At 67.9% G+C, this 20,300-nt stretch carries 15 protein-coding genes, 1 tRNA gene and 2 pseudogenes; 4 read left to right on the top strand and 14 right to left on the bottom strand.

Translation table 11 applies throughout. The annotated features are described in order from the left end of the window. The first annotated feature begins 39 nt into the window (after positions 1-39). Complete coding sequence (locus GBRO_RS27775; RefSeq protein ID WP_115311719.1) at positions 40-120, top strand: hypothetical protein; 81 nt, start codon at positions 40-42, stop codon at positions 118-120. On the opposite strand, the gene GBRO_RS17830 is transcribed toward GBRO_RS27775, so the two are convergent. From GBRO_RS17830 to GBRO_RS17810, 5 genes are all read right to left on the bottom strand, one after another. Further along, positions 109-1,632 carry a PH domain-containing protein gene (locus GBRO_RS17830; RefSeq protein WP_012835285.1) on the bottom strand — a complete coding sequence of 508 codons (1,524 nt, stop codon included), beginning with the start codon at positions 1,630-1,632 and terminating at the stop codon, positions 109-111. The genes GBRO_RS27775 and GBRO_RS17830 overlap by 12 nt on opposite strands. After that, positions 1,619-2,119 carry a PH domain-containing protein gene (locus GBRO_RS17825; protein ID WP_012835284.1) on the bottom strand — a complete coding sequence of 167 codons (501 nt, stop codon included), beginning with the start codon at positions 2,117-2,119 and terminating at the stop codon, positions 1,619-1,621. The genes GBRO_RS17830 and GBRO_RS17825 overlap by 14 nt, the downstream gene beginning before the upstream one ends. Next, complete coding sequence (gene selB / locus GBRO_RS17820; protein WP_012835283.1) at positions 2,116-3,909, bottom strand: selenocysteine-specific translation elongation factor; 1,794 nt, start codon at positions 3,907-3,909, stop codon at positions 2,116-2,118. The genes GBRO_RS17825 and selB overlap by 4 nt, the downstream gene beginning before the upstream one ends. Then, on the bottom strand, positions 3,906-5,261 hold the full coding sequence (gene selA, locus GBRO_RS17815; RefSeq protein WP_052298297.1) for an L-seryl-tRNA(Sec) selenium transferase: 1,356 nt from the start codon (positions 5,259-5,261) through the stop codon (positions 3,906-3,908). The genes selB and selA overlap by 4 nt, the downstream gene beginning before the upstream one ends. Positions 5,262-5,274: 13 nt before the next feature. Continuing rightward, positions 5,275-5,369: transfer RNA gene (locus GBRO_RS17810), tRNA-Sec, on the bottom strand. A gap of 33 nt (positions 5,370-5,402) precedes the next feature. Here GBRO_RS17810 and selD point away from each other — a divergent pair. Then, entirely contained in the window at positions 5,403-6,398 is a 996-nt protein-coding gene (selD, locus tag GBRO_RS17805) for a selenide, water dikinase SelD (protein ID WP_012835281.1), read from the top strand. A 54-nt stretch (positions 6,399-6,452) separates the two neighbouring features. Here the strand turns inward: selD and nrfD are convergent, their stop codons facing one another. The 5 genes and pseudogenes from nrfD to GBRO_RS17775 all read right to left on the bottom strand — a co-directional run. Continuing rightward, complete coding sequence (nrfD, locus tag GBRO_RS17800; protein WP_012835280.1) at positions 6,453-7,538, bottom strand: NrfD/PsrC family molybdoenzyme membrane anchor subunit; 1,086 nt, start codon at positions 7,536-7,538, stop codon at positions 6,453-6,455. Further along, on the bottom strand, positions 7,535-8,536 hold the full coding sequence (locus tag GBRO_RS17795) for a 4Fe-4S dicluster domain-containing protein (protein WP_012835279.1): 1,002 nt from the start codon (positions 8,534-8,536) through the stop codon (positions 7,535-7,537). Before GBRO_RS17795 ends, nrfD begins: the two co-directional genes overlap by 4 nt. Positions 8,537-8,538: 2 nt before the next feature. Continuing rightward, the gene (fdh, locus tag GBRO_RS17790) at positions 8,539-11,826 is read right to left on the bottom strand and encodes a formate dehydrogenase (RefSeq protein ID WP_155825201.1); all 3,288 of its coding nucleotides are present in this window, start codon (positions 11,824-11,826) and stop codon (positions 8,539-8,541) included. A 78-nt stretch (positions 11,827-11,904) separates the two neighbouring features. Next, positions 11,905-13,203 carry an alpha/beta hydrolase gene (locus GBRO_RS17780; RefSeq protein WP_012835276.1) on the bottom strand — a complete coding sequence of 433 codons (1,299 nt, stop codon included), beginning with the start codon at positions 13,201-13,203 and terminating at the stop codon, positions 11,905-11,907. 34 nt (positions 13,204-13,237) lie between these two features. After that, positions 13,238-14,278, bottom strand: a pseudogene (locus GBRO_RS17775) (bifunctional lysylphosphatidylglycerol flippase/synthetase MprF); the annotation flags it as partial. A 166-nt stretch (positions 14,279-14,444) separates the two neighbouring features. Here GBRO_RS17775 and GBRO_RS17770 point away from each other — a divergent pair. Next, positions 14,445-14,702, top strand: a pseudogene (locus tag GBRO_RS17770) (helix-turn-helix transcriptional regulator); the annotation flags it as partial. A gap of 27 nt (positions 14,703-14,729) precedes the next feature. Here the strand turns inward: GBRO_RS17770 and GBRO_RS17765 are convergent. The 3 genes from GBRO_RS17765 to GBRO_RS17755 form a co-directional block, all read right to left on the bottom strand. Further along, positions 14,730-15,704 (bottom strand): LysR family transcriptional regulator, encoded by a 975-nt coding sequence (locus tag GBRO_RS17765; RefSeq protein ID WP_012835274.1) that lies wholly within the window; start codon positions 15,702-15,704, stop codon positions 14,730-14,732. A gap of 196 nt (positions 15,705-15,900) precedes the next feature. Continuing rightward, positions 15,901-16,662 (bottom strand): SDR family NAD(P)-dependent oxidoreductase, encoded by a 762-nt coding sequence (locus GBRO_RS17760; RefSeq protein ID WP_012835273.1) that lies wholly within the window; start codon positions 16,660-16,662, stop codon positions 15,901-15,903. A 55-nt stretch (positions 16,663-16,717) separates the two neighbouring features. Further along, entirely contained in the window at positions 16,718-18,493 is a 1,776-nt protein-coding gene (locus GBRO_RS17755) for an acyl-CoA dehydrogenase (protein ID WP_012835272.1), read from the bottom strand. A gap of 88 nt (positions 18,494-18,581) precedes the next feature. Between GBRO_RS17755 and GBRO_RS17750 the strand changes: the two genes are divergently transcribed. Beyond that, a complete protein-coding gene (locus GBRO_RS17750; protein ID WP_012835271.1) occupies positions 18,582-19,199 on the top strand; it encodes a TetR/AcrR family transcriptional regulator in 618 nt (205 codons plus the stop codon). Here GBRO_RS17750 and GBRO_RS17745 read toward each other — a convergent pair. Further along, positions 19,159-20,289 (bottom strand): helix-turn-helix transcriptional regulator, encoded by a 1,131-nt coding sequence (locus GBRO_RS17745; protein WP_012835270.1) that lies wholly within the window; start codon positions 20,287-20,289, stop codon positions 19,159-19,161. The two genes, GBRO_RS17750 and GBRO_RS17745, sit on opposite strands and share 41 nt — an antisense overlap. Positions 20,290-20,300: the final 11 nt, after the last annotated feature.

Here is a 20,300-nt window from a genome sequence, read left to right as displayed (position 1 = left end):
GTCCCCACACCCCTTGGATTCCCGACATCGAAGCAGTCAGTGCTGACTCTTCTGGGTGTGATGTCTACCACGTTCGGAGTGGCGGTGGGACGAAAACGAAAGAAGGTCTCAGTCAACTGACCCAGTCGAGGTGGTGACCACGAACTGACTCATCCACGGCGGTGCGGTGGCCACGATGAAGTCGGCAGCCGCATCGTCGCGTACATCGACCATTTCGTAGCCCTCGGAGCCTGCGGCGGTGGCGACGGTGACCGTGCAAACCGCGGCTCGACGCTGGAACCACGACGTCCGGGTGGTCCAGCCGACGATCCCGTCGCGGTCGAGTGTGTGGCGGTGCCGGGCGACACGTGGTGGCGCGATCACCACCGAACGGTCGGTGAGGGCGTGTCCGAGGTGGCGGTAGCGCAGCACGCCGAGCGCCACCGATGCCGAGAATGCAAGGACTCCCAGGACGAGCAGCCACCTCGGCGCGCCGGCCGCCACCGCCGCCCCGGCCGCGGTGAGGAGTACCGCACCGACGATCAGGGCGCGATTGAGGCGTCGCACGCGGGCGGCGCGGCCGTGGGGCGTCAGCGGCATCGTGAGCTCGCGGCCTTCGCGGGCGACGAGATTGCCCACCCGAATCGCCTCGTCCACCGGGGCCGGTGGGAGCAACAGGGGATGCTTGACGCCACCGATGGCGATGCCGTGCAGGCGGGCGCCGTGCACCGGGCGCATCAGGACCGGCTCGTGCAGATGCGTTCCGCGGATGCGGGATTCGTCGAAGCTCACCGCGGTGGTCGTGAGTAGGCCGCGCTCGGTGCGCAACGTCCCGTCGGCGTGCCGGGTCAGGCTGAAGTTCCAGTAGCTCAGGATGTAGCCGACGACGGACAGGACCGCTCCCACCAGCACGATGGTGACGACTGCGACGGCGACGATGATCAGCACGGGGATATCGCGCAACGCCTCGGCGGCACGTTCCGCGGTGCCGACGCCACGCTCGAAAAGGTCTGCCTCGTTGGCGATCTGCGCTCCGACGCCCAGCGCGGCGGCCGCGGTCGCCAGGCCGGCGAGGGAGAACGGCGAATAGACCAGCCAGCCCGGACGGAAGCGGGTGAGTACTGCCGGCGGTGTGGTGCGTTCGACGGCGCCGCCGTCTGACGAGGTGGTGGCGCCCACCGGGGTGCGCGGTGCCGTCGCCATCAGCGTGCCGTGCAGCAGCCGGGCGTCGGCTGCCGACAGCGCGTTGAGTTTCACTGTCGCAGAGTCGTTGTCGCCGCCGGTGCCGATGCTCACCTTGGCCAGCCGCAGCAGACGATGGACGGGGCCGGCGGTCACGTCGACGCTGCGGATGCGGTCGCGGCGGGCCGTGGCGACCTTGCGGGTGATGAGCCCCGACCGGACCTGCACACGGTCGGCGGTCACCTGATAGCGCGTGGTCAGCCACGGGACCAGGGTCACGAAGATGACCAGGGCCAGCGTCGCGGCGAAGGAGAACAGTGGCGCCCCGCGGCCGGCGAAGACCACCGCGATCAGGACCGGGATCAGTTGCGGTAGTTGCTCGACCGGCTTGACCGCCATGGTGCCGGGGGACAGGCGGCGCCATGGGGTCGATTCGTCGGGCTCGGTGGGGCCGGGATCAGGTGGCGTCATCGTGGAATGCCTGCGTGCGCGCGGTCAGTTCGGCGGCCACCTGCCGGGCGAGATCGGCGTCGAGCCCGGCGATGCGGATGGTGCCCGCCGACGACGCGGTCGTCACCGTCAGGGTGGACAGCCGGAGCATCTGCTCGACCGGGCCGGCCTCGGTATCGACCACCTGGATGCGGGCGATCGGGATGATGACCCGGTGCCGGACGAACCAGCCGGACTGCGTGTACACCGCCTCCTCGGCCACCTCCCAACGGTGAAAGCGATACCGCCACAACGGTACCGCGGTGACCCACAGGACGGTCAGCACGATGATCACCGCGGCCGCACCGACCGCGGGCCAGCGGGCCGCCTCGACGAGGGCGGCGAGAACGATCGCGGCGATCGTCAGCGGTATGCCGGTCAGCAGCGGTCCGATCCGCCACAGCGTCTTGGCGCGCGGATCGACGCGGTGCGCGGGCTCCCGGAGCGTCGGCGCGTAGGGGGATGTCATCGAACCACCTCTCGATGTCCGGCGTCGATGCGACGCGTCCAGCCCCGGCCGTCGAGATGCTCGAGCAGCGGGATCACAACGCGCCGCGTCGAATTGAGCGCCTTGCGGGCGGAGCTGGTGGTGAACGGTTGCTCGAGTCCGGACAGCGTGCGCATCGCCTGCGCCGGTGCGGTGGGTAACAGGACCACTCCGTCGTCGAGCCGTAGGATGCGCTGGAGTCGGTGCGCCGCAGCCAGTTCCCGACTCCCGAGGCCGAGTGCGTCGAGGTCGTCGGCCTCGGGTGCCCGGAACGGGTGCTCGGTCAGCCGCCTCTCCAGTGCGGCGATGGCGTCTTCGGCGTCACCGAGTCCGGACACCCGGCCGGGGATGGTCAGGTGTCCGCCGGTGGACTCGAGTCCGGCGTCGTCGATGATCGTGGCCAGCAGCGACGCGTCGGGAAGGCCCAGGAGATCGCGGGCCGCGCCGTGGGTCGGACCGGCGCTGAGTGGATCCCGGTTCAGGGTTTCCTCGACCGCGTCGCGCAGGGTGTTCGACCATGTGGTGCAGGTGGTTTCGTCGATCCACCAGTCGCCGGCCACGCGCACCCCAGGCGGCGGTGTCGCCGCGGGGGTGTCGAGGACACCCAGCTCGACGAGATGTCCGACGGTGACCGCGCCGCGCCGGGCGACCTGCGCGGCGACACCGTCGGCGGGACGGTCCCGCAGAGTCATCGCGCGGCGTCGGGCGTCGCCGCGACGATGGAGCGACGGCGGTTCGGCGTCGACGATCATACCGCCGCCGACGATGCGGCGTCCGGGGTCCCGCAACACGATGCGATCGCCTGCGGCCAAAGGTAATTCGCGGTCCAGTGTGATGCGGGCATGGTCGGCGTCGAAGGGTCGCAGCCGGGCGGGAAGAGCGGCCGTGCCGATGTGCGCAGTGAGGTGCTCGGGTGCCGCGTGGAATTCGAGTCCGCTGACGCGGGCGACGTCGACGACACGTGTGCGGTGCCGGCTCGCCGGGGTGATCAGGGCGTCGCCGCGGGCGATCTCGTCGGTGGAGATACCCCGCAGATTCACCGCCACCCGCGCCACCGGTGTCATCACCGGCTGCGGGTTTCCCTCGCTCTGTAACTCGCGGACCGTGACCGTGCGCGGATGCCCGGTGCCGACGAGCTCGAGCCGATCGTCGCGGGCGATGGTGCCGGCTGCGAGGGTGCCGGTGACCACGGTGCCCGCGCCGTCGACGGTGAAGGCCCGATCGATCCAGAGCCGGACCCGGGCGGAGATGTCCGGGGCGGGCGCAGCGGCGAGCACGGCGTCGAGGGTCGACGTGAGGTCGTCGAGACCGCGACCGGTGACCGCCGAGGTCACCACCACCGGCGCCCCGGCCAGGCCGGTACCGGCCAGTTCGGTACGCGCTGCCGAGACGACCGACGAGACCTGTTCGGGCGCTGCGCGATCGGCGCGGGTGAGGACGATCAGACCACGCTCGATGCCGAGGGCGGCAACGGCGTCGCGGTGATCCGCGGACTGGGCACACCACCCCTCGTCGGCGGCGATCACGAACAGCACGACGGGGGCGGGTCCGAGTCCGGCGAGCATGTTGCCGATGAATCGCTCATGACCGGGGACGTCCACGAAGGCGACGTCGGCGCCGGACGGCAGTGTGGTCCAGACGAATCCGAGGTCGATGGTCAGCCCGCGGCGACGCTCCTGCTCCCAGCGGTCGGGTTCGATGCCGGTCAGCGCGCGGACCAGGGTGCTCTTGCCGTGATCCACGTGCCCGGCGGTGGCCACCACATGCCTCATGGCACACCAGCGGCGCCACGTGCGGCAGACACGGCCTCGGCGACTCGCTGATCGTCGGACTCGGGGATACAGCGCAGATCCAGCAGGCAACTCCCGTCGTGGACGCGGGTCAACACCGCCGGATCGCCCAGTCGCAGTGGGGCGGCCAGGGTTTCGGGCAGACGGATCGCCCAGCCGGGTAGCGGCACGCCCGGCGCACCACCGCCGCCGACCCGACCGTCGTGTGCGATGACCTCGCAACCCAGCGCCGCACCGAGCTTGTCGGTACGGGCCCGCAATGCCGCCGGGTCCGCGTGCAGGTAGAGCCGGACCGGCGGTGGGGGACCGGTGAGGGTGGCCTCCATGGCTGCGAGGGCCAGTTTGTCGGCGCGCACCGCCCGCGCCAGCGGATGCCGGGACAGTCGCCCGACGAGGGCGGCGTCGCCCAGGAGCAGTCCGGCCTGTGGGCCGCCGAGGAGTTTGTCACCGCTGGCGATCACCAGGTCGGCGCCGGCGGTCAGCGTCGTCGTGGCGTCGGGTTCGTCGGGGAGCAGGGCGTCGGGCTGCAGCAGGCCACTGCCGATGTCGGCGATCAGCGGGACGTCGTGCGCGTCGGCGAGTTCGCGTAGTTCCGAGAGGGTGGCCTCACTGGTGAAGCCCTGTACCCGGAAGTTGCTGGGATGGACCTTGAGAATCGCGCCCACGTCGTCGGCGCCGAGTGCGTCGGCGTAGTCGCGCAGGTGGGTCCGGTTGGTGGTCCCCACCTCGGCCAGCCTTGCACCCGTCGACGCGATGAGGTCGGTGAGGCGGAAACCCGCCCCGATCTCGATCATCTCGCCGCGCGAGATCACCACCGCGCGTCCCGCCGCCAGAGCGGTGGTGGCCAGGACCAGGGCGGCCGCCCCGTTGTTGACCATCAGCGCGTCGCCGGCCGCCGGGCAGGCCGCGAGCAACGCGGCGCGGGTGGCGGCCCCGCGCCGCGACCGGGCGCCGGTCTCGAGGTCGAGTTCGACGTCGACGTAGCCGGCCGCGGCGGTCACCGCCTCGAGGGCGGCCGACGACAACGGAGCCCGTCCGAGGTTGGTGTGAACGACGACGCCGGTGCCGTTGAGTACCGGGCGGACCGACGAGGTGCGGCGGGTCCCGAGGTCGTCGATCACGGCCTGTTGGACGTCGTCGGGGGCGATCTCGCCACGTCGCGCGGCGTCCTGACCGTCGCGGATGGCGGTGCGGACCACCGTGTCGCCCAGCCGGATGCGGGCGTCGTCGATCTCCGGGACGGTCAGGAGCGCGTCGGTACGGGGGATGTGGCGGCGTGGATCGTCGCTGGTCGTCACCGGTTCACCTCCTCGACCATCGGCCGACCGGCCCATGTGGACGGACAGGTGGCGGAGGCGGACGGGAATCGAACCCGCCAGACCGAGATACTCGATCTCCTCGGTTTTGAAGACCGGGGAGCCCACCAGGACTCAGACGCCTCCATGCCCGCCACCCTAGTGGTTACGCTCGAACTCATGACCATCACACGCGAGGTCCGACCCCGACTGACCGGCTACGCCCACGGCGGCGGGTGTGCGTGCAAGATCCCGCCCGGCGAACTCGAGGCCGCGGTGGCCGGTCTGACCGGACAGACCGGCGACCACATCCTCGTCGGCCTCGACGACGGCGACGACGCGGCGGCCGTCCGCATCCGCGATGACCTGGCTGTGCTCTCGACCGCGGACTTCTTCACCCCCGTCGTCGACGACGCCTACGACTGGGGGCGCATCGCGGCGGCCAACGCGCTGTCGGACATCTACGCGATGGGTGGCGACCCGGTGGTGGCGATCAACCTGGTCGGCTGGCCGCGCGACGTGCTGCCGATGGAACTGATGACCGAGGTCCTGCGCGGCGGCTTGGACGTGGGCACCGCCGCCGGGTGCCCGGTCATCGGGGGACACAGCATCGACGACCCAGAGCCCAAGTACGGCATGGCGGTCACCGGCACGGCCCATCCGGATCGGTTGATCCGCAACGACGCCGGACAGGCCGGGCTGCCCATCACGCTGACCAAACCGATCGGCGTCGGCCTGCTCAACAATCGGCACAAGCAGACCGGCGACGTCTTCGAGGCGGCGATCGAACTCATGACCACGCTCAACCGCGACGCGTCGTCGGCGGCGCTCGCGGCCGGGGTCCGCGCCGGAACCGACGTGACCGGCTTCGGGTTGCTCGGACATCTGCACAAGCTGTGCCGGGCGTCGGAAATCGGAGCGGTGATCGAGCGTTCCGCGGTCCCCACTGTCGAGGGCGCACTCGACGCGCTGCGCGACGGTTACGTGTCCGGCGGCACGCGCCGCAACCTCGACTGGGTCCGCCCGCACCTCGAGTCGTCGCCCGGCGTCACCGACGACGATCTGCTGCTGCTCGCCGACGCGCAGACCTCCGGCGGACTGCTCCTGATCGGGGAGGTGCCGGGTTATCCGGTCATCGGCGAGACCGTCGTCGGGCAGGGGATCAGCGTCCGCTGACCAACGAAATTGCCTGCACGATCGACGGATTCGGGCGCACGGTCGACGCGAAGATCACTGACCGGTCGTAATCGAATCGTCGACGATCCCGGCGGCCCGGCGCGCGGCGAGCCGACGCTTCTGGGGTTCGATGGTGTAGCGCGGGTTCTTGGCGGATTCGATGCCGGCGTGGAACACCCCGAACCGGGTGCACGCCGACGCCGCGAGCAACGCGAGACCCGAGGCCACCGACACCACACGGGATCGGCCGCTCAGCAGGGCGCCCACTCCGCCGGCGATGGCGAGCCGCTCGGCGGTGCGCATCAGCGTTCCCGGCGTGCCCTCGTGGAGCGGTTCGGTGGCGACCGGGTCGGCGCGGTGTTCCATGTACCGAGTCGCGGCGACGTCACAGGCGGCGCCGATCGCGGCGAGCGTACGGGCGGGTCCGGCGTCGTCCACCCCGGTGGTGATCATCGCGAGTCCACTCGCCGCCAGGCTCGCCGAACTCACGAACACGAACGGCAGATCCCGGTGCACAGCGTTCCACGTGGGAACGGCGGTGTCGGACAACAACACCGCGGTGTAGACCGCCAGCAGCGGCGAGAACACCGCCCCGACGATCCCGGCCGGCGCCTCCACCGCTCGCAGAACCGGGCGAAGCGTTCCCAACGGAATCCGTTCACCGGTGAGGCGATCCACCTCGGCCGCCGTCGCCACGCCGATACCGCCGGAGTAGGCCGTCAGAATCCACGATCCGACGCTCATCGGTGAGGTGATCTTGAAGGTACGCAGCATGTTGTAGAAGCGGTCGGGGCGGCCGAGGTCGGCGACGAGGGCCAGCGCACCTACCCCCACGGCACCCAGTGCACCCAGACGTGCGTTGCGGCGCAACGCCTCTCGTCCGGTCACCTGGGCGCCCGCAGCCAGCAGGCCCGATCCGCCCGCGACGCCACCGAGGAAGAGGTAGGCGGCGATCTCGTCGCCCCACGGGGGAGGTTTGACGACGTTGTGCCCGTAATACGAGGTGAACTCGACGTCGGGCACCATCGTCATCTCGCGGGTGCCGTCCGCGCCGACGTTCGGGCGGTCCTGTCGCTTTCCGAACCGACGACGACGCCGCGGTGGCTCCGGTGGACGGACCGAATCGTATTCGGAGGTCATCGGGAACCCCGCAGAAACGAGAGTGCGGCCGCGGCGACCATGCCGGCCGCGGCGATACCAGCGCGCTTGTACATCGACATCAGATCGGCTGTGCACACCCGCGGATCCGGGGGCAGCCCATAGACTTCCGGCTCGTCGAGCAACAGGAACACCGAACCGGTACCACCCACACCGTCGCTGGGGTTGGCGCCGTAGAGACGGGCCTCGGTCATTCCCTGCTCGTGTAGTTGCGCGACGCGCGCATGGGCGTCGTCGACGAGGTCGTCGTGGTCGCCGAACTTGATCGACGTGGTCGGGCAGGTCTGCGCGCAGGCTGGTGTCTCGTCGTCGACGAGCCGGTCGTAGCAGAGCGTGCACTTCTGTGCGACACCGCGTTTGGGAACCGGCGGCTGCTCACCCTTGCGCTGACCTTCGCGGGTGGTGGGGGCCGCCGTGCCATCTGCCCGGCGCTCGACGACGCCGAACGGGCAACCGGCAACACAGGTTCCGCATCCGTTGCACACGTCATCCTGGATCACCACCGTGCCGAACTCCGTCCGGAACAGCGCCCCGGTGGGGCAGACGTCGAGGCAGCCGGCATGGGTGCAGTGTTTGCAGACATCCGACGACATCAACCAGCGGAACTCGGGGGTGTCGGGCGGGGCGTGCCCCGGCGGGGAAGACTCGGCGGCATCCGGTGTCCCGGGGATCGGCGGCATCCCCAATTCGACCAGCGCCCGGCCGGATTCGCGAGCCTTCTCGATCCGGTTGCCATCCTGTTCGATGAACGCCACATGCCGCCAGGTGCTCGCACCGAGGGCGACGGTGTTGTCATAGGACATGCCGGTGAGTTCGAGGTCGCCGTCACGTGGATTGCGGTTCCACTCTTTGCAGGCCACCTCGCAGGCCTTGCAGCCGATACAGATCGAGGTGTCGGTGAAGAAGCCCTTGCGGGGCCGTTCGGCGTCACCCCAGCGTGCATCGGCGCCGGGATCGGTGGGGCCGCTCAGTTGTCCCATCGTCACTCCTCCTCGGCCGCATCGGGATCGGTGATCCGGATGTTGTCGGTCTGGGTGGTCACTCCGGCGCGCTCCTGGTAAGCACGCACCAGATCCAATAGTGCGGCACCCTGTGGTCGGCGGCCGGCCACGATGTCACAGGATCCGACCTTCGATTCCTGTATCTGCACATTGGGATCCAGTGTGACACCGATGAGGTCGTTGGCTGCGTCCCCGGCGACGACGGCGTGCGAGCCGACGCCCCAGTGATATGGCAGGCCCACCTGGTGGACACGCCGCCCGTTGATGGTCAGCGCGCTCATCCGGTCGGTGACCAGCACGCGTGCCTCGATCGCGGCGCGCGGCGAGATGATCGTCGCCCACCCCTCGTTCTCCAGTCCGCGTTCGGCGGCGAGTTCCCGCGATACCTCGCAGAACATCTCCGGTTGCAGCTCGGCCAGATACGGCGACCACCGGCTCATTCCGCCGGCGGTGTGATGCTCGGTCAGCCGGTAGGTGGTGAAAACGTACGGATAGACCTCGGCGCCCGGGTCGTCGCCGCTGGGTGCATCGAGGTTGTCGTCACGCGCGAAGATGATTCGGGCCGGCGCCTGTTGCTGCGGATACAGGGCGTTCACGACCGGGGATTCCTGCGGCTCGTAGTGGGCCGGGAGCGGGCCGTCGACGAGTCCCTTGGGCGCGAACAGCCAGCCCTTGCCGTCGGCCTGCATGATGAACGGGTCGTCACCGCAGAGCGCCTCGGCGCCACCGAGATCGGGGTCCGGGCGGGCGTGCGGTGCGCGGTCGACCGGGAAGTCGGCCACGTCGGGCCCGGTCCAGCGCCCGGCGTCGGCGTCCCACCACATGTAGCGTTTGCGTTCGCTCCACGGCTTGCCGGCCGGGTCGGCCGAGGCGCGGTTGTAGAGGATCCGACGGTCGGCGGGCCACACCCAACCCCATTCGGATTGGGCGATCCCGTTGCCGCCGTTGGGAGTTCGGCGAGCGGCCTGATTGTGCGCACCCGCATACACACCGGTGTAGATCCAGCACCCGCCGGCCGTCGAGCCGTCGGCCCGCATCTCGCCATAGGCAGTCAGGTTCTTGCCGGCGTCAGGTCCGGACACGTAGTAGCCGTTGATCTCCGACAGAACGGACTCGGGCTCGGGGTTGCCGTGCTCGTCGAGCGGATAGTCCCAGGTGAGATCCAGCAGCGGACGGTCGCGTGGATCGTCGGAGTCCTTGAGCCGCGCCCGGATTCGCTTGCCGAGTTCGAAGAAGAAGTCGAGTTCGCTCTGCGCCTGACCCGGTGGTCGGACGGCCTGGTGACGCCACTGGACCATCCGCTGGGTCTGGGTGAACGACCCGGCCTTCTCCACGTGCGTCGCTGCGGGCAGGAAGAACACCTCGGTGCCGATGTCGGTGGTGCGCAGTTCGCCGGAATCGATCTCCGGGCCCTCCTTCCACCATGTCGCGGATTCGATCATGTTGAGATCCCGGACGACCATCCACTTCAGGTGCGACATCGCCAGCCGTTGCTGACGGCCATTGGCCGAGCCGACGGCCGGATTCTGGCCGAGGACGAAGTATCCCTCGACCTCGTCGGCGAGCATGGCCACCGTGGTCTGGTAGGTACCCGCCGGTCCGGTGAGTCGCGGCAGATGGTCGAAGCACCAGTCGTTCTCGGCGGTTGCGGCATCGCCGAACCAGGCCTTGAGCAGGCTCACGACGTAGGTGTCGGCGTAGGCCCAGTAGCCCTTCTGCTTCTTCGACGCGATCGCGTCGAGGTAGTCGGGGAAGGTGTCGTGTCGCCCGACTGACGGCATGGGCAGGTAGCCGGGAAGCAGATTGAACAGCGTCGGGATGTCCGTCGACCCCTGGATGCTCGCGTGCCCGCGCAACGCCATGATGCCGCTGCCGGGGCGCCCGACGTTGCCCAGCAACAATTGCAGGACCGCGGCGGTACGGATGAACTGGGCGCCCAGGGTGTGCTGCGTCCATCCCGTCGCGTACCCGAAGCAGGTCGTCCGTTCGCGTCCCGAGTTGTCGACGATCGACCGCGCGAGATAGTCGAATTCGTCGACGGAGATGCCGCACATGTCGCGGACCATCTCGGGCGTGTACCGCGCGAAATGCCGTTTGAGGATTTGGAACACGGTCCGCGGATGCTGCAGGGTATCGTCGCGCCGGACCCGTGCGTGGCCCAGAGACGGTCCGCCCGAACCGTGTTCGTCGCCGGCAGCACGGTCCGATGCGCTCGCCCCGTGCTCGCCGCCCTGCTCACCGGCCGCGTCGTCCGATGGGTCGTCGTACGCCCACGTCGACGGATCGTATTGCCCGGTTTCCGGGTCGAAGCCGGAGAACAGTCCGCCCAGGTCCTCGGTGTCGCGGTAATCCTCACTGATCAGCGTCGCCGCGTTGGTATAGGCCACCACGTAGTCATGGAAGTAGCGCTCGTGGGTGATCGCATAGTTGATCAGTCCGCCGAGCAGAACCACGTCAGAACCGGCGCGGATCGCGATGTGTTTGTCGGCGACCGCCGAGGTCCGGGTGAACCGCGGATCGACATGGATCACCCGTGCGCCGCGCGCCTTGGCCTCGGCCACCCACTGGAAACCCACCGGGTGTGCTTCGGCCATGTTGCCGCCGATGAGCACGATGCAATCGGCGTTGGCCATGTCCTGTAGTGGTTGCGTTGCGCCGCCGCGTCCGAACGAGGCCCCCAGACTGGGAACCGTGGCGGAGTGTCATATCCGGGCCTGGTTCTCGATCTGGATCGCGCCGGCCGCGGTGAAGAGCTTCTTGATGAGGTAGTTCTCTTCGTTGTCGAGGGTTGCGCCCCCGAGCGACGCGATGCCCATGGTTCGGCGCAGGATACGACCCTGCTCGTCGCGTTCCTGCCAGGTGTTGGCGCGGGATTCCACGAAGCGGTCGGCGATCATGTCGATCGCGGTGTCCAGATCGAGATCCTGCCAGTCGGTGGCGTAGGGCGGTCGATAACGAATCGTGGTCTGCCGCATCGGGTTGTTGACCAGCTGCTCGCTGGAAGCACCCTTCGGGCAGAGTCGGCCGCGCGAGATCGGTGAGTCGGGGTCGCCCTCGATCTGGGTGACGCGTCCGTCCTTGACGAAGACCTTCTGGCCGCATCCGACCGCGCAGAACGGACAGACGCTCTGCACGATCCGATCGGCGGTGGCGGTACGTGGCTCGACGGCACGCGTGTGCTTCGAGGTCACGGCCGGACCGCGCCCGAACACGTCGCCGGAGCGCAGCTGTCGAACGACCGGCCATTCCAGGGGGCTGAAGGACGGCACGTCGTCGAGTCTAGACCAGGGGCGGATGGGGCCGCAGCAGTCTGCTCCGGCAGCGCGCCGGATCCGGATGAGTGGCGCTCACCCGATACCGATCCGCTGTGCGAGCCACGGCAGCTCCTTGCGGAAACCCTTGTCCCACAAGGTGAAATCGTGGCCACCGGGAATGGTGTCGAAGCGGACGTTCATCCCGGACTCGTTGGCGACCCGATAGACGCGCTCCAGGCCGGGGCGGTAAGCGTGGTCGTCGGCGCCGACGAGGAAGACCCCGGCAACGTCCGGGTACTTCCGGGTACGCATGAGGTCGACGGGGTTGACCGCGGTGAACGCGGCTGCGTTCCCGCCGAAGGCGGCGCTCACGGTCCGGTTCCGGTCACCCAGCGTCGGCTCCCATTGGCCGGACATGTTGAGGAAGACCGAGTACATGTCCGGATGGTTGGTCACCAGCTGCAACGCGCACGTTCCGCCGCACGACAGCCCACCCACCGCCCACTTCTTCCGGTCTGTCTCCGCATCCAGACTGTTTCTGGCCCACTCGGCCAGATGGGTCGACAGGTAGGTGTCGACATTACCGAGCCGCGAATCCATGCACAGTGGGTTGCCCAGCTCCGTTCCGGTACCGTCAGCGGCGATCACGATGGGGGTGACGCCGTGATGGCGTGCCGCGAACTCATCGAGAGTGTCGGCAATGCCGGCGCTGAGCAGCCAGTCGTCCGGCGAGCCTGGCTGCCCGGCGATCAACACGATCACCGGTAGCACTGGCCGCTGCGCCGCGAAGTATGCAGGCGGCAGATACACCTTGGCGGGGCGAGCCGTGAAACCGGACGCGGTGGCCGGAATCGGAACGGTGGCGACCCGGCCGTGCTCGGGCAGACCCGACGGTGCGCGCCACTTCTCCAGCCGAACCGCGTGCGAACCCTGCCGCGCGGGAAGATCCGTGGTTTCCACGTGCTGAGCACCGACCAGCGTCCGGATGGTCGGATACTTTCCGGTCACGGCGTTGATCTGCGCCATCCCCGCCGCGATCACGGCGACCATGGCGACAGCCGAGATGATCCGGCCGGTCAGTGAGGCGGTGGCACCCGCCGGGCGCGGCGCGATGATCCGGACGATCGCCAGGAGGACGCCGAACAGAATCACCCCCGACCAGACATAGATCATGGTCGGCACCGGCTCCGGGAAGATCTTCAGTGCGCCATCGATGATCCAGTGTGCCAGGAGAACTGCGAGAACACTGACCGCCGCGACAGTCGGTACCACCAGGACGAGGAAACGTCGCGACCAGACCGACACCAGCCAGATCATGGCGAGCAGACCGAGGGCGACGAGCGTCGGCAGCAGCCAGCCGTCGACGAGGGACAGGTCGAGAAACCAGTTCATTGATCTGCTTCGGTTCGTAGCGGAATACGACGATTCAGGACCGTCCGCCCCCGTCGCGGCTCATCGCCAGCCGGGTGAGCTGACTCGGGGTGGCGTCGCGCAAATAGGCGCGGGAGATCGCGATCCCGATGCGCGGTAGGTCGCCCTCGTCGCGGTATGCGAGATAGACGCTCTCGTACCGGGGACTGAACTTCCTTTTGAAGGCGTGCAGCGAACGGAACCCGTAGAACGGCTCCATGGCCGCACCGAGCATGTCCAGCAGCCGGTCGGTCGCGGTGCGATCCGCGTTTGCGTCCGACGACGCCAGCGGCGCGCCGGACAACGAGACGAATTCGACGCCCTCATTCTTGAAGGCAGTGAACGCCGATGCCAGTAGGAACTCGATCACCGGTCCGAAACCGCCTGTGCGGCGGCGCATCACGTCCAGCGTCCAGCCGCGCACCACACCGCCCGCACCATACACCGGCAGCCAGGACAACACGCCATGAACGCTGCCCTCGGCGTCGATGGCCAACGACACCTTCACTTCCGGGTCGAGTGCCTCGTCTACACCGCCGAGCGTGAATCCCATCTCGGGCAGACCCTTGTCGCCGACCCATTCTTCTGAGATCGCCTGGACCTGAGCGCGTACCGCGAACGGCTCTTCTGACAGATGGGTGAGCCGATGTGTCAGTTGCTCCTTCTTCGCCTTGTTCAGCGCGGTCCGCACATGCTGCCAGCTCTTGCCCTTGAACTGCAGGTTCGGCAGGTCGACGATCGAATCCTCGGCGATCTGTACTGTGCACCAACCCATTTCGCGGGCGACGGCGGCCGTCTCGTTACCGATGGAGAACCAGCATGGCACCAGACCGCTCGATTCGGCGAACCCGGTGAAGCCCTGCGCCGCGTCGCGAAGCCTATCCGGCGCACACACCGGGTCGGTCAAGGCCAGGAGCACGCCGGCATGCCGCTGATAGGTGACCACACTGGTCGGCGTGTCCGCCGTGTCGAACAGATACTGGTTGTTGTCCCAGGTGGTCATCCACGACATGGTTCCGCCGCCGTGCGTGTGCAGCAGATTCTTGACCGCATCCACTTCAATGACTGGAACAACAACGCGTTCAATCCTGCGACATGGGACTTCATGCGCAAGGTCTGTGGGAACCCGGAAACGATCTGTGCGACCTACCAGGACGTGATCGCCTGGATGGAACTGCAGGATCCGGAGGTGATCGCAGGGTTTCAGAAGCTGGGCCCGGTGGCTCCCCGCGCTTGCCGGCCTGGTGGGAATGTCGGTGTCCGCGTTCCGGCGGGCCTTCAGCGGCGCGTTCCACACCACACCGCATCAGTTCGTCCTCGATCTGCGTATCCGAAAAGCCAAGTGGTTGCTCGCCTCGACCGCGCTGACGATGACCGAGATCAGTGCGGTCGCCGGATTCTCCAGCTCCAGTCACTTCGCGAACACCTTCAAACAGCGGGTGGGGTGTTCGCCGAGCGCCTATCGCGCCGAAAACCGCTGATCCGACGCCAGGTTCACGCTGTCGAGGTCAGCCGGCGTCGGAAAGCGCCGGGTCCGTGGTGGCTCCGCTGATGGATCGGACGACCTCGCCGACCAGACCGGACTCCTCCGTCGGGAGCCACAGCGCCTGCAGTGGTGCCAGGATTTCCTCGCGCAGCGGCATCACGGTGATCCGGCCGTCCAGATGGCTTCCAGGTTTCGTGGTGACCAATGCGAAGCCCCGATCGACGGCCAACGGCGCCGCCACGAGATCTACGCCCTGGAAGCGACTCACCGTGGCCGTCGGCTCGAAGCCGAGGCGACGGCATTGTGCGAGTAGAAACGTCGAGTACCTCGACCGTGATTCCGGAGCCCACAGAATCAGTGAGAGCCTGGCGAGATCGGTCAGCTGTACCGGATCGGAGATGGGCCGCAGTCGATTCCGGATGGACTCTGCGTGTTCGGTACGTACTGCGACGTTGAGCCGATCGAAGCGGACGACGGCATTGCCCAGGCCACGGGGAGTGCCGCCGCCGCGCCGCAGCGCGATGTCGATCTCGCCGGCGAGGAGCCGGTCACGCAACGTGCGGTGGAACAGTCGTTCCGCCTGCAGGTGTGCAGTCGCCGGCACCCGATTGCCGATCGTCTCGAGGACATCGATGGAGGACACAGACGGGGTATAGCCGACGCGGAGCCGTTCGGTATGCGCCTCGCCGATGGCGCGCAACTCCGGCACCATCCTTCTGGCCGCGGCGAGGAGGATCTGGGCGGACTCGTACAGGTGCAGGCGGGCCGGTGATGGTCGCATTCCCTTGCCGCGGATGAACAGGGTGACGCCCACCTGCTTTTCGAGGGCGCGGATCGCAACGGACAGTGCCTGCTGACTGACGCTGAGTCGGACGGCGGCATCGGTGAGCGACCCGGTTTCGACGACGGCGACGAACTGCTCGAGGCGATGCAGGTCGAGAGGTGGTTGCGGGATAGAGGCGACGGGTGCGGTGCAATCGGTCTCCGTGAGGGTCATCGGATACTCGCGGAATCGATGTGGTGGACGGCGAGACACACCGCACAGGCCTCCTTCGCGACTGAATCCCGACAAGCGCGACGTTACGCGCGGCCGACACCGGTGGGTAGGTTGCGAGACCTTTTTCGAAAGGGCTGTTCATTTCCTGATAATCCAGGTCTTCCGGTCGTCCAGGGTCGGAAACCGGATTCGCCGATCAGGTGATGGTCACGCCGCCGTCGACGGCGACGGTCTGGCCGGTGACGTAGCCGGAAGCGGGGGTGGCCAGCCAGATCGCGGTGGCTGCGATTTCCTCGCCGCGGCCCGTACGGCCGAGCACCACGCGCGGGAGCTGGCTGTCGAGGTAGCCGTCCTGGTAGGTGTCGGTCATCTCGCTCTCGAAGAATCCGGGGGCGATGGCGTTGACGCGGATGCCCTTGCGTGAACCCCATTGTTGGGCGAGGTCGCGGGTGAGGCCGATGACGCCGGCCTTGCTTGATGCGTAGGCGGCCTGCGGAAGTCCGGCGGTGGTGATGCCGAGGATGCTGGAGATGTTGATGATCGCGCTGCCCGGCTGCATCACCCGCCCGCAGGCCTGCGCCATCCAGTAGGAGCCGTTGAGGTTGACGTCGATGACCGTGCGGAACTGCTCGGGTGTCTCGCGGGTGGCGGGGAAGGCGGTGCCCACACCGGCGTTGTTGATCAGCACGTCGACGTGGCCGAAGGCGTCCATCGCGGCGTCGACGACGGCCTGGCACCGTGCGGGATCGGCGACGTCGGCGGGAACGACCAACGACTTGCGTCCCAGGCCCTCCACCATCGCTGCGGTGTCGGCGAGCTTGTCGGCGCGCCGGGCGGCGAGCACGACGTCAGCGCCGGCTTCGGCGAAGCCGCGGGCGAACGACACCCCGAGCCCCGACGAGGCGCCGGTGACGATGACGACTTTTCCGGTGCAGTCGAACAGGTCGAGAACGGGCATGGTGATCTCCTCGTCAGATCAGATTGGGTCAGATCGGGTCAGGTCAGGTGCCGGCTCAGAGCCAAGCCGGGTCGGTGTCCAGTGTGGTGCGGTCGAGCGCGGCCAGCAGATCGAATTGCGGCGTGGTCTTGGGTAGTTCGTAACGATAGAAGTACCGGCCTGCTGCGCGTTTGCCGTCGTAGAAATCTCCGGTCTTGCCGTTGGCGGCGAGTAACTGTTCGAGCCAGACCCAGGCGAGCACGATGTGCCCGGCGGCTTCGAGATAGGCAGTGGCGTTGGCCAGGGACACGGCGGGGTCGCCGGCCGACCAGACCTGGGCGGTCACGGCCACCAGTCGGTCGAGGGCGGTGCGCAGTGCGGCCGCGTATTCGGTTGCCGCCTCGACGGATTCGGCTCGCTCGATGGTCGCACCGATCGTCTCGGCCAGCAGCGCCAGGCCCTTTCCGCCACTCATGACAACCTTGCGCCCGAGGAGGTCGAGCGCCTGGATGCCGTGTGTCCCTTCGTGAATAGGGTTGAGACGATTGTCGCGATAGTACTGCTCGACGTCGAATTCCTTGGTGTATCCGTACCCGCCGTGGACCTGGATCGCGAGGCTGTTGGCCTCCAGGCACCACTGCGACGGCCAGCTCTTCGCGATCGGGGTCAACACGTCGAGAAGCAGTGTGGTGCGTGCGCGTTCGTCGCCGTCGGTGGTCGCCTCGATGTCGACGAGTTTGCTGCAGTAAAGCCCCAGCGCCAGAGCGCCTTCCACATAGGACTTCTGGGCCAGCAGCATCCGTTTGACGTCGGCGTGCTCGATGATCGGGACCGGCTTGCTCGACGGGTCCTTCGCGGTGATCGGCCGGCCCTGGGTGCGAACGCGGGCGTACTCCAGCGATGCCTGGTAACCGGCGTAACCCAGTGCGGTGGCCAGGAATCCGACGCCGATGCGGGCCTCGTTCATCATGTGGAACATGTAGGAGAGGCCTTTGTGCTCCTCGCCGACGAGATAACCAACAGCGCCGGGAACGGTTGTGGGGGAGTGGGTTCCGTCGCCGAAGTTGAGCAGGGTGTTGGTGGTCGCGCGGTTGCCCATCTTGTGGTTGAGTCCGACGAGGGCGACGTCGTTTCGGGTGCCGTCGGCGAGGTACTTGGGGACGACGAACAGCGAGATGCCCTTGACGCCGGGCCCGCCGCCGGGGGCCTTGGCCAGCACGAGGTGCACGATGTTCTCGGTCAGTTCGTGTTCGCCCGCCGAGATCCACATCTTGGTGCCGGTGATCCGGTAGGTGCCGTCGTCGGCCGGGACGGCTTTGGTGGTGATGTCGGCCAGCGATGACCCGGCCTGGGGTTCGGACAGGCACATGGTGCCGAAGAATCGGCCCTCGACCACCGGCCGGACCCAGGTGTCGATCTGTTCGGGGGTGCCGTAGGTGGCGAGCAGGTTGGCGTTGCCGACGGTGAGGAACGCATATGAGCTCATGGCGGCGTTGGCGGCCTGGAACCACGCCGATGATGCGCGACTGACCACTGTCGGCAGCTGCATGCCGCCGAGATCGGCGTCAAAGGAGCCGGCCAGCAGCCCTGCCTTGCGGAACTCGTCGATGCCGGCGCCGATCTCGGCGGGCAGGACCACCCGGCCGTCATCGCCGACGTACGGTTCGTTCTGGTCACCCGCCTTGTTCGCCGGGGCGAAGCGCTTGACGGCCAGGTCGGCACTGAGTTCGAGGACGGCGTCGAAGGTCTCGCGGGAGTGTTCGGCGAAGCGTTCGCGGGTGGTCAGGGCCTCGACGTCGAGCCACTCGTAAAGCAGGAACTCGAGATCACGCTTGGACATCGGTGCGGCCATGACACTCCTCAGGTCGAGACGTCGGTAATAAGCACTCGCTCATTTCCTAAGCGCTTGCTTATAATGCCGGAGGAGGTGATCGAGGTCAATGCCCACTGATCGTCGTCGGGAATCAGTCGCCGCCGCGCGCATTCGGCGTGCGGCCATCGCGTCGTTCGCAGAGGTGGGGTACGGGGCCACCTCGACCCGGCAGATCGCCAAGCGGCTCAACATGAGTGCGGCGGCCATGTACCCGCACTACGGCTCCAAGGAAGAGCTCCTCTACGCGATCGCCGAGGAGGGGCACCGCGGCGTGCTCACCACCCTGCGGTCGGTCGACGACGAGGACCGCAGCGCCGCCGAACGGTTGGCGGCGGTGGTGTCGGCCTTCACGGTGTGGCAGGCCGAGCATCATGACCTCGCCAAGGTCGTCCAGTACGAGTTGCACGGGCTCACCCGGCCCCACTACGCGGCCATCGCCCGCATCCGCCGGGACACCACCGAGGTACTCGCGCGGATCGTTCGCCTCGGCGAGGACACCGGTGAGTTCGACGTGGAGTCGGTCGACGACGTGGTGCTCGCGATCTCGTCGCTGTGCGTCGACGTCTGCCGCTGGTTCCCGTCCCGGACGCACCGTGACCCGCAGGCGCTCGGTGCGCTCTACGCGGGCCTCGCGCTGCGGCTGGTCACTCCAGGAACGTCCCCGACGGGCCGAGAGGCTGATTGATCCGCGGCGCGTACTGGTCGAAATAGACCCGGGCGATGAGTTCGCGGCGGCTCCGCACACCGGCCTTGGCGAAGATCGACTTGAGGTGATCCTGCACGGTGTACGCGGACACGTGCAGGGTGGCGGCGATGTCCTTGGTGGCCACTCCCTGCAGCACCATCTGCGTGACGTCGCGTTCGCGGGCGGTCAGCCCGAAGGCATCCACCACGATCGGCACGATGTCCGGCGGACGCGCCTCCTCGATGGTGACCACCACCTCGCCGACACGACCGTCGGTCGACGAGAGCGGCGACGCGTGGATGACCAGCCACATGCCCGACGCACCGCGAACACGCAGACGCGGTGGAACACTCGACTCACCACGGCCGTAACGCCGTGCGGCACCGATCAATCCGTATATCGGATTGACGGCTGCGCCACTGTTGGTGCCCGCCTTGAGCTCGTCGATCCGTTCCTGGCTGCCCGCGCTCATCTGCACGATCCGATCGGTGCGGTCGACGATGATGACGGCGGGCCCGGTGATGGTGGTCTGCGGTTCGGCCACGACCGCACTGAGCAACCCCGCACGAACACCGTGGGCCATTGTCCGCGAGAGTGATGCGAGGAAACCGATCTCGTCGTCGTCGAACGGACGGCATCCGGAACCACTGCGGAACAACGAGATCCCGCCCCAGACCCCCCGGCCGTCGCGTAACAACACCCGCGCCTCGTCGTGGAAGGAGAACGTCGGGATCATGAGTTCGTCCATGCGCGTCGAGCGTCGTGGATCACCGTGGGTGAGGGCGCTGAGTCCGACGGCGTCGATCCCGGCGGTGGCCATCTCGCGAAACGACGACTCTTCGACGCTGCCGTACTCGAGGAGTCCCCAATCGGGATCGCGGGTGTCCTGGCCGAGCAGTGAGCCGTACTTGCGGGCACCGGTGAGGATCAGCGAACCCGGGTCCAGACTGGCGATGCACACCGCGTCGTTGGGGACGGCACGACTGATCGACGTCACCGATTCGGCGAAGAAATCATCGAGCCCGAGGCCGGCGTGGGCCACCACGTCGATGTCGCGGCGCACACGCTCGGCTGTCAGACTCGATGCCATTGACCAATTGT

Source organism: Gordonia bronchialis DSM 43247 (assembly GCF_000024785.1).
GTDB lineage: Bacteria > Actinomycetota > Actinomycetes > Mycobacteriales > Mycobacteriaceae > Gordonia > Gordonia bronchialis.
The sequence above is the reverse complement of the archived record's forward strand: the minus strand, read 5'-3'. Positions and strand labels throughout refer to the sequence as shown.

What these genes read in the sequence shown, in the direction of transcription:
- GBRO_RS17795 (WP_012835279.1), bottom strand. Translation starts at nt 8,536, where the DNA reads ATGGGACAACTGAGCGGCCCCACCGATCCCGGCGCCGATGCACGCTGG.
- GBRO_RS17825 (WP_012835284.1), bottom strand. Translation starts at nt 2,119, where the DNA reads ATGACATCCCCCTACGCGCCGACGCTCCGGGAGCCCGCGCACCGCGTC.
- selB (WP_012835283.1), bottom strand. Translation starts at nt 3,909, where the DNA reads ATGAGGCATGTGGTGGCCACCGCCGGGCACGTGGATCACGGCAAGAGC.
- GBRO_RS17745 (WP_012835270.1), bottom strand. Translation starts at nt 20,289, where the DNA reads ATGGCATCGAGTCTGACAGCCGAGCGTGTGCGCCGCGACATCGACGTG.
- GBRO_RS17750 (WP_012835271.1), top strand. Translation starts at nt 18,582, where the DNA reads ATGCCCACTGATCGTCGTCGGGAATCAGTCGCCGCCGCGCGCATTCGG.
- GBRO_RS17760 (WP_012835273.1), bottom strand. Translation starts at nt 16,662, where the DNA reads ATGCCCGTTCTCGACCTGTTCGACTGCACCGGAAAAGTCGTCATCGTC.
- GBRO_RS17765 (WP_012835274.1), bottom strand. Translation starts at nt 15,704, where the DNA reads ATGACCCTCACGGAGACCGATTGCACCGCACCCGTCGCCTCTATCCCG.
- GBRO_RS17780 (WP_012835276.1), bottom strand. Translation starts at nt 13,203, where the DNA reads ATGAACTGGTTTCTCGACCTGTCCCTCGTCGACGGCTGGCTGCTGCCG.
- selD (WP_012835281.1), top strand. Translation starts at nt 5,403, where the DNA reads ATGACCATCACACGCGAGGTCCGACCCCGACTGACCGGCTACGCCCAC.
- GBRO_RS17830 (WP_012835285.1), bottom strand. Translation starts at nt 1,632, where the DNA reads ATGACGCCACCTGATCCCGGCCCCACCGAGCCCGACGAATCGACCCCA.
- nrfD (WP_012835280.1), bottom strand. Translation starts at nt 7,538, where the DNA reads ATGACCTCCGAATACGATTCGGTCCGTCCACCGGAGCCACCGCGGCGT.
- selA (WP_052298297.1), bottom strand. Translation starts at nt 5,261, where the DNA reads ATGGGCCGGTCGGCCGATGGTCGAGGAGGTGAACCGGTGACGACCAGC.
- GBRO_RS17755 (WP_012835272.1), bottom strand. Translation starts at nt 18,493, where the DNA reads ATGGCCGCACCGATGTCCAAGCGTGATCTCGAGTTCCTGCTTTACGAG.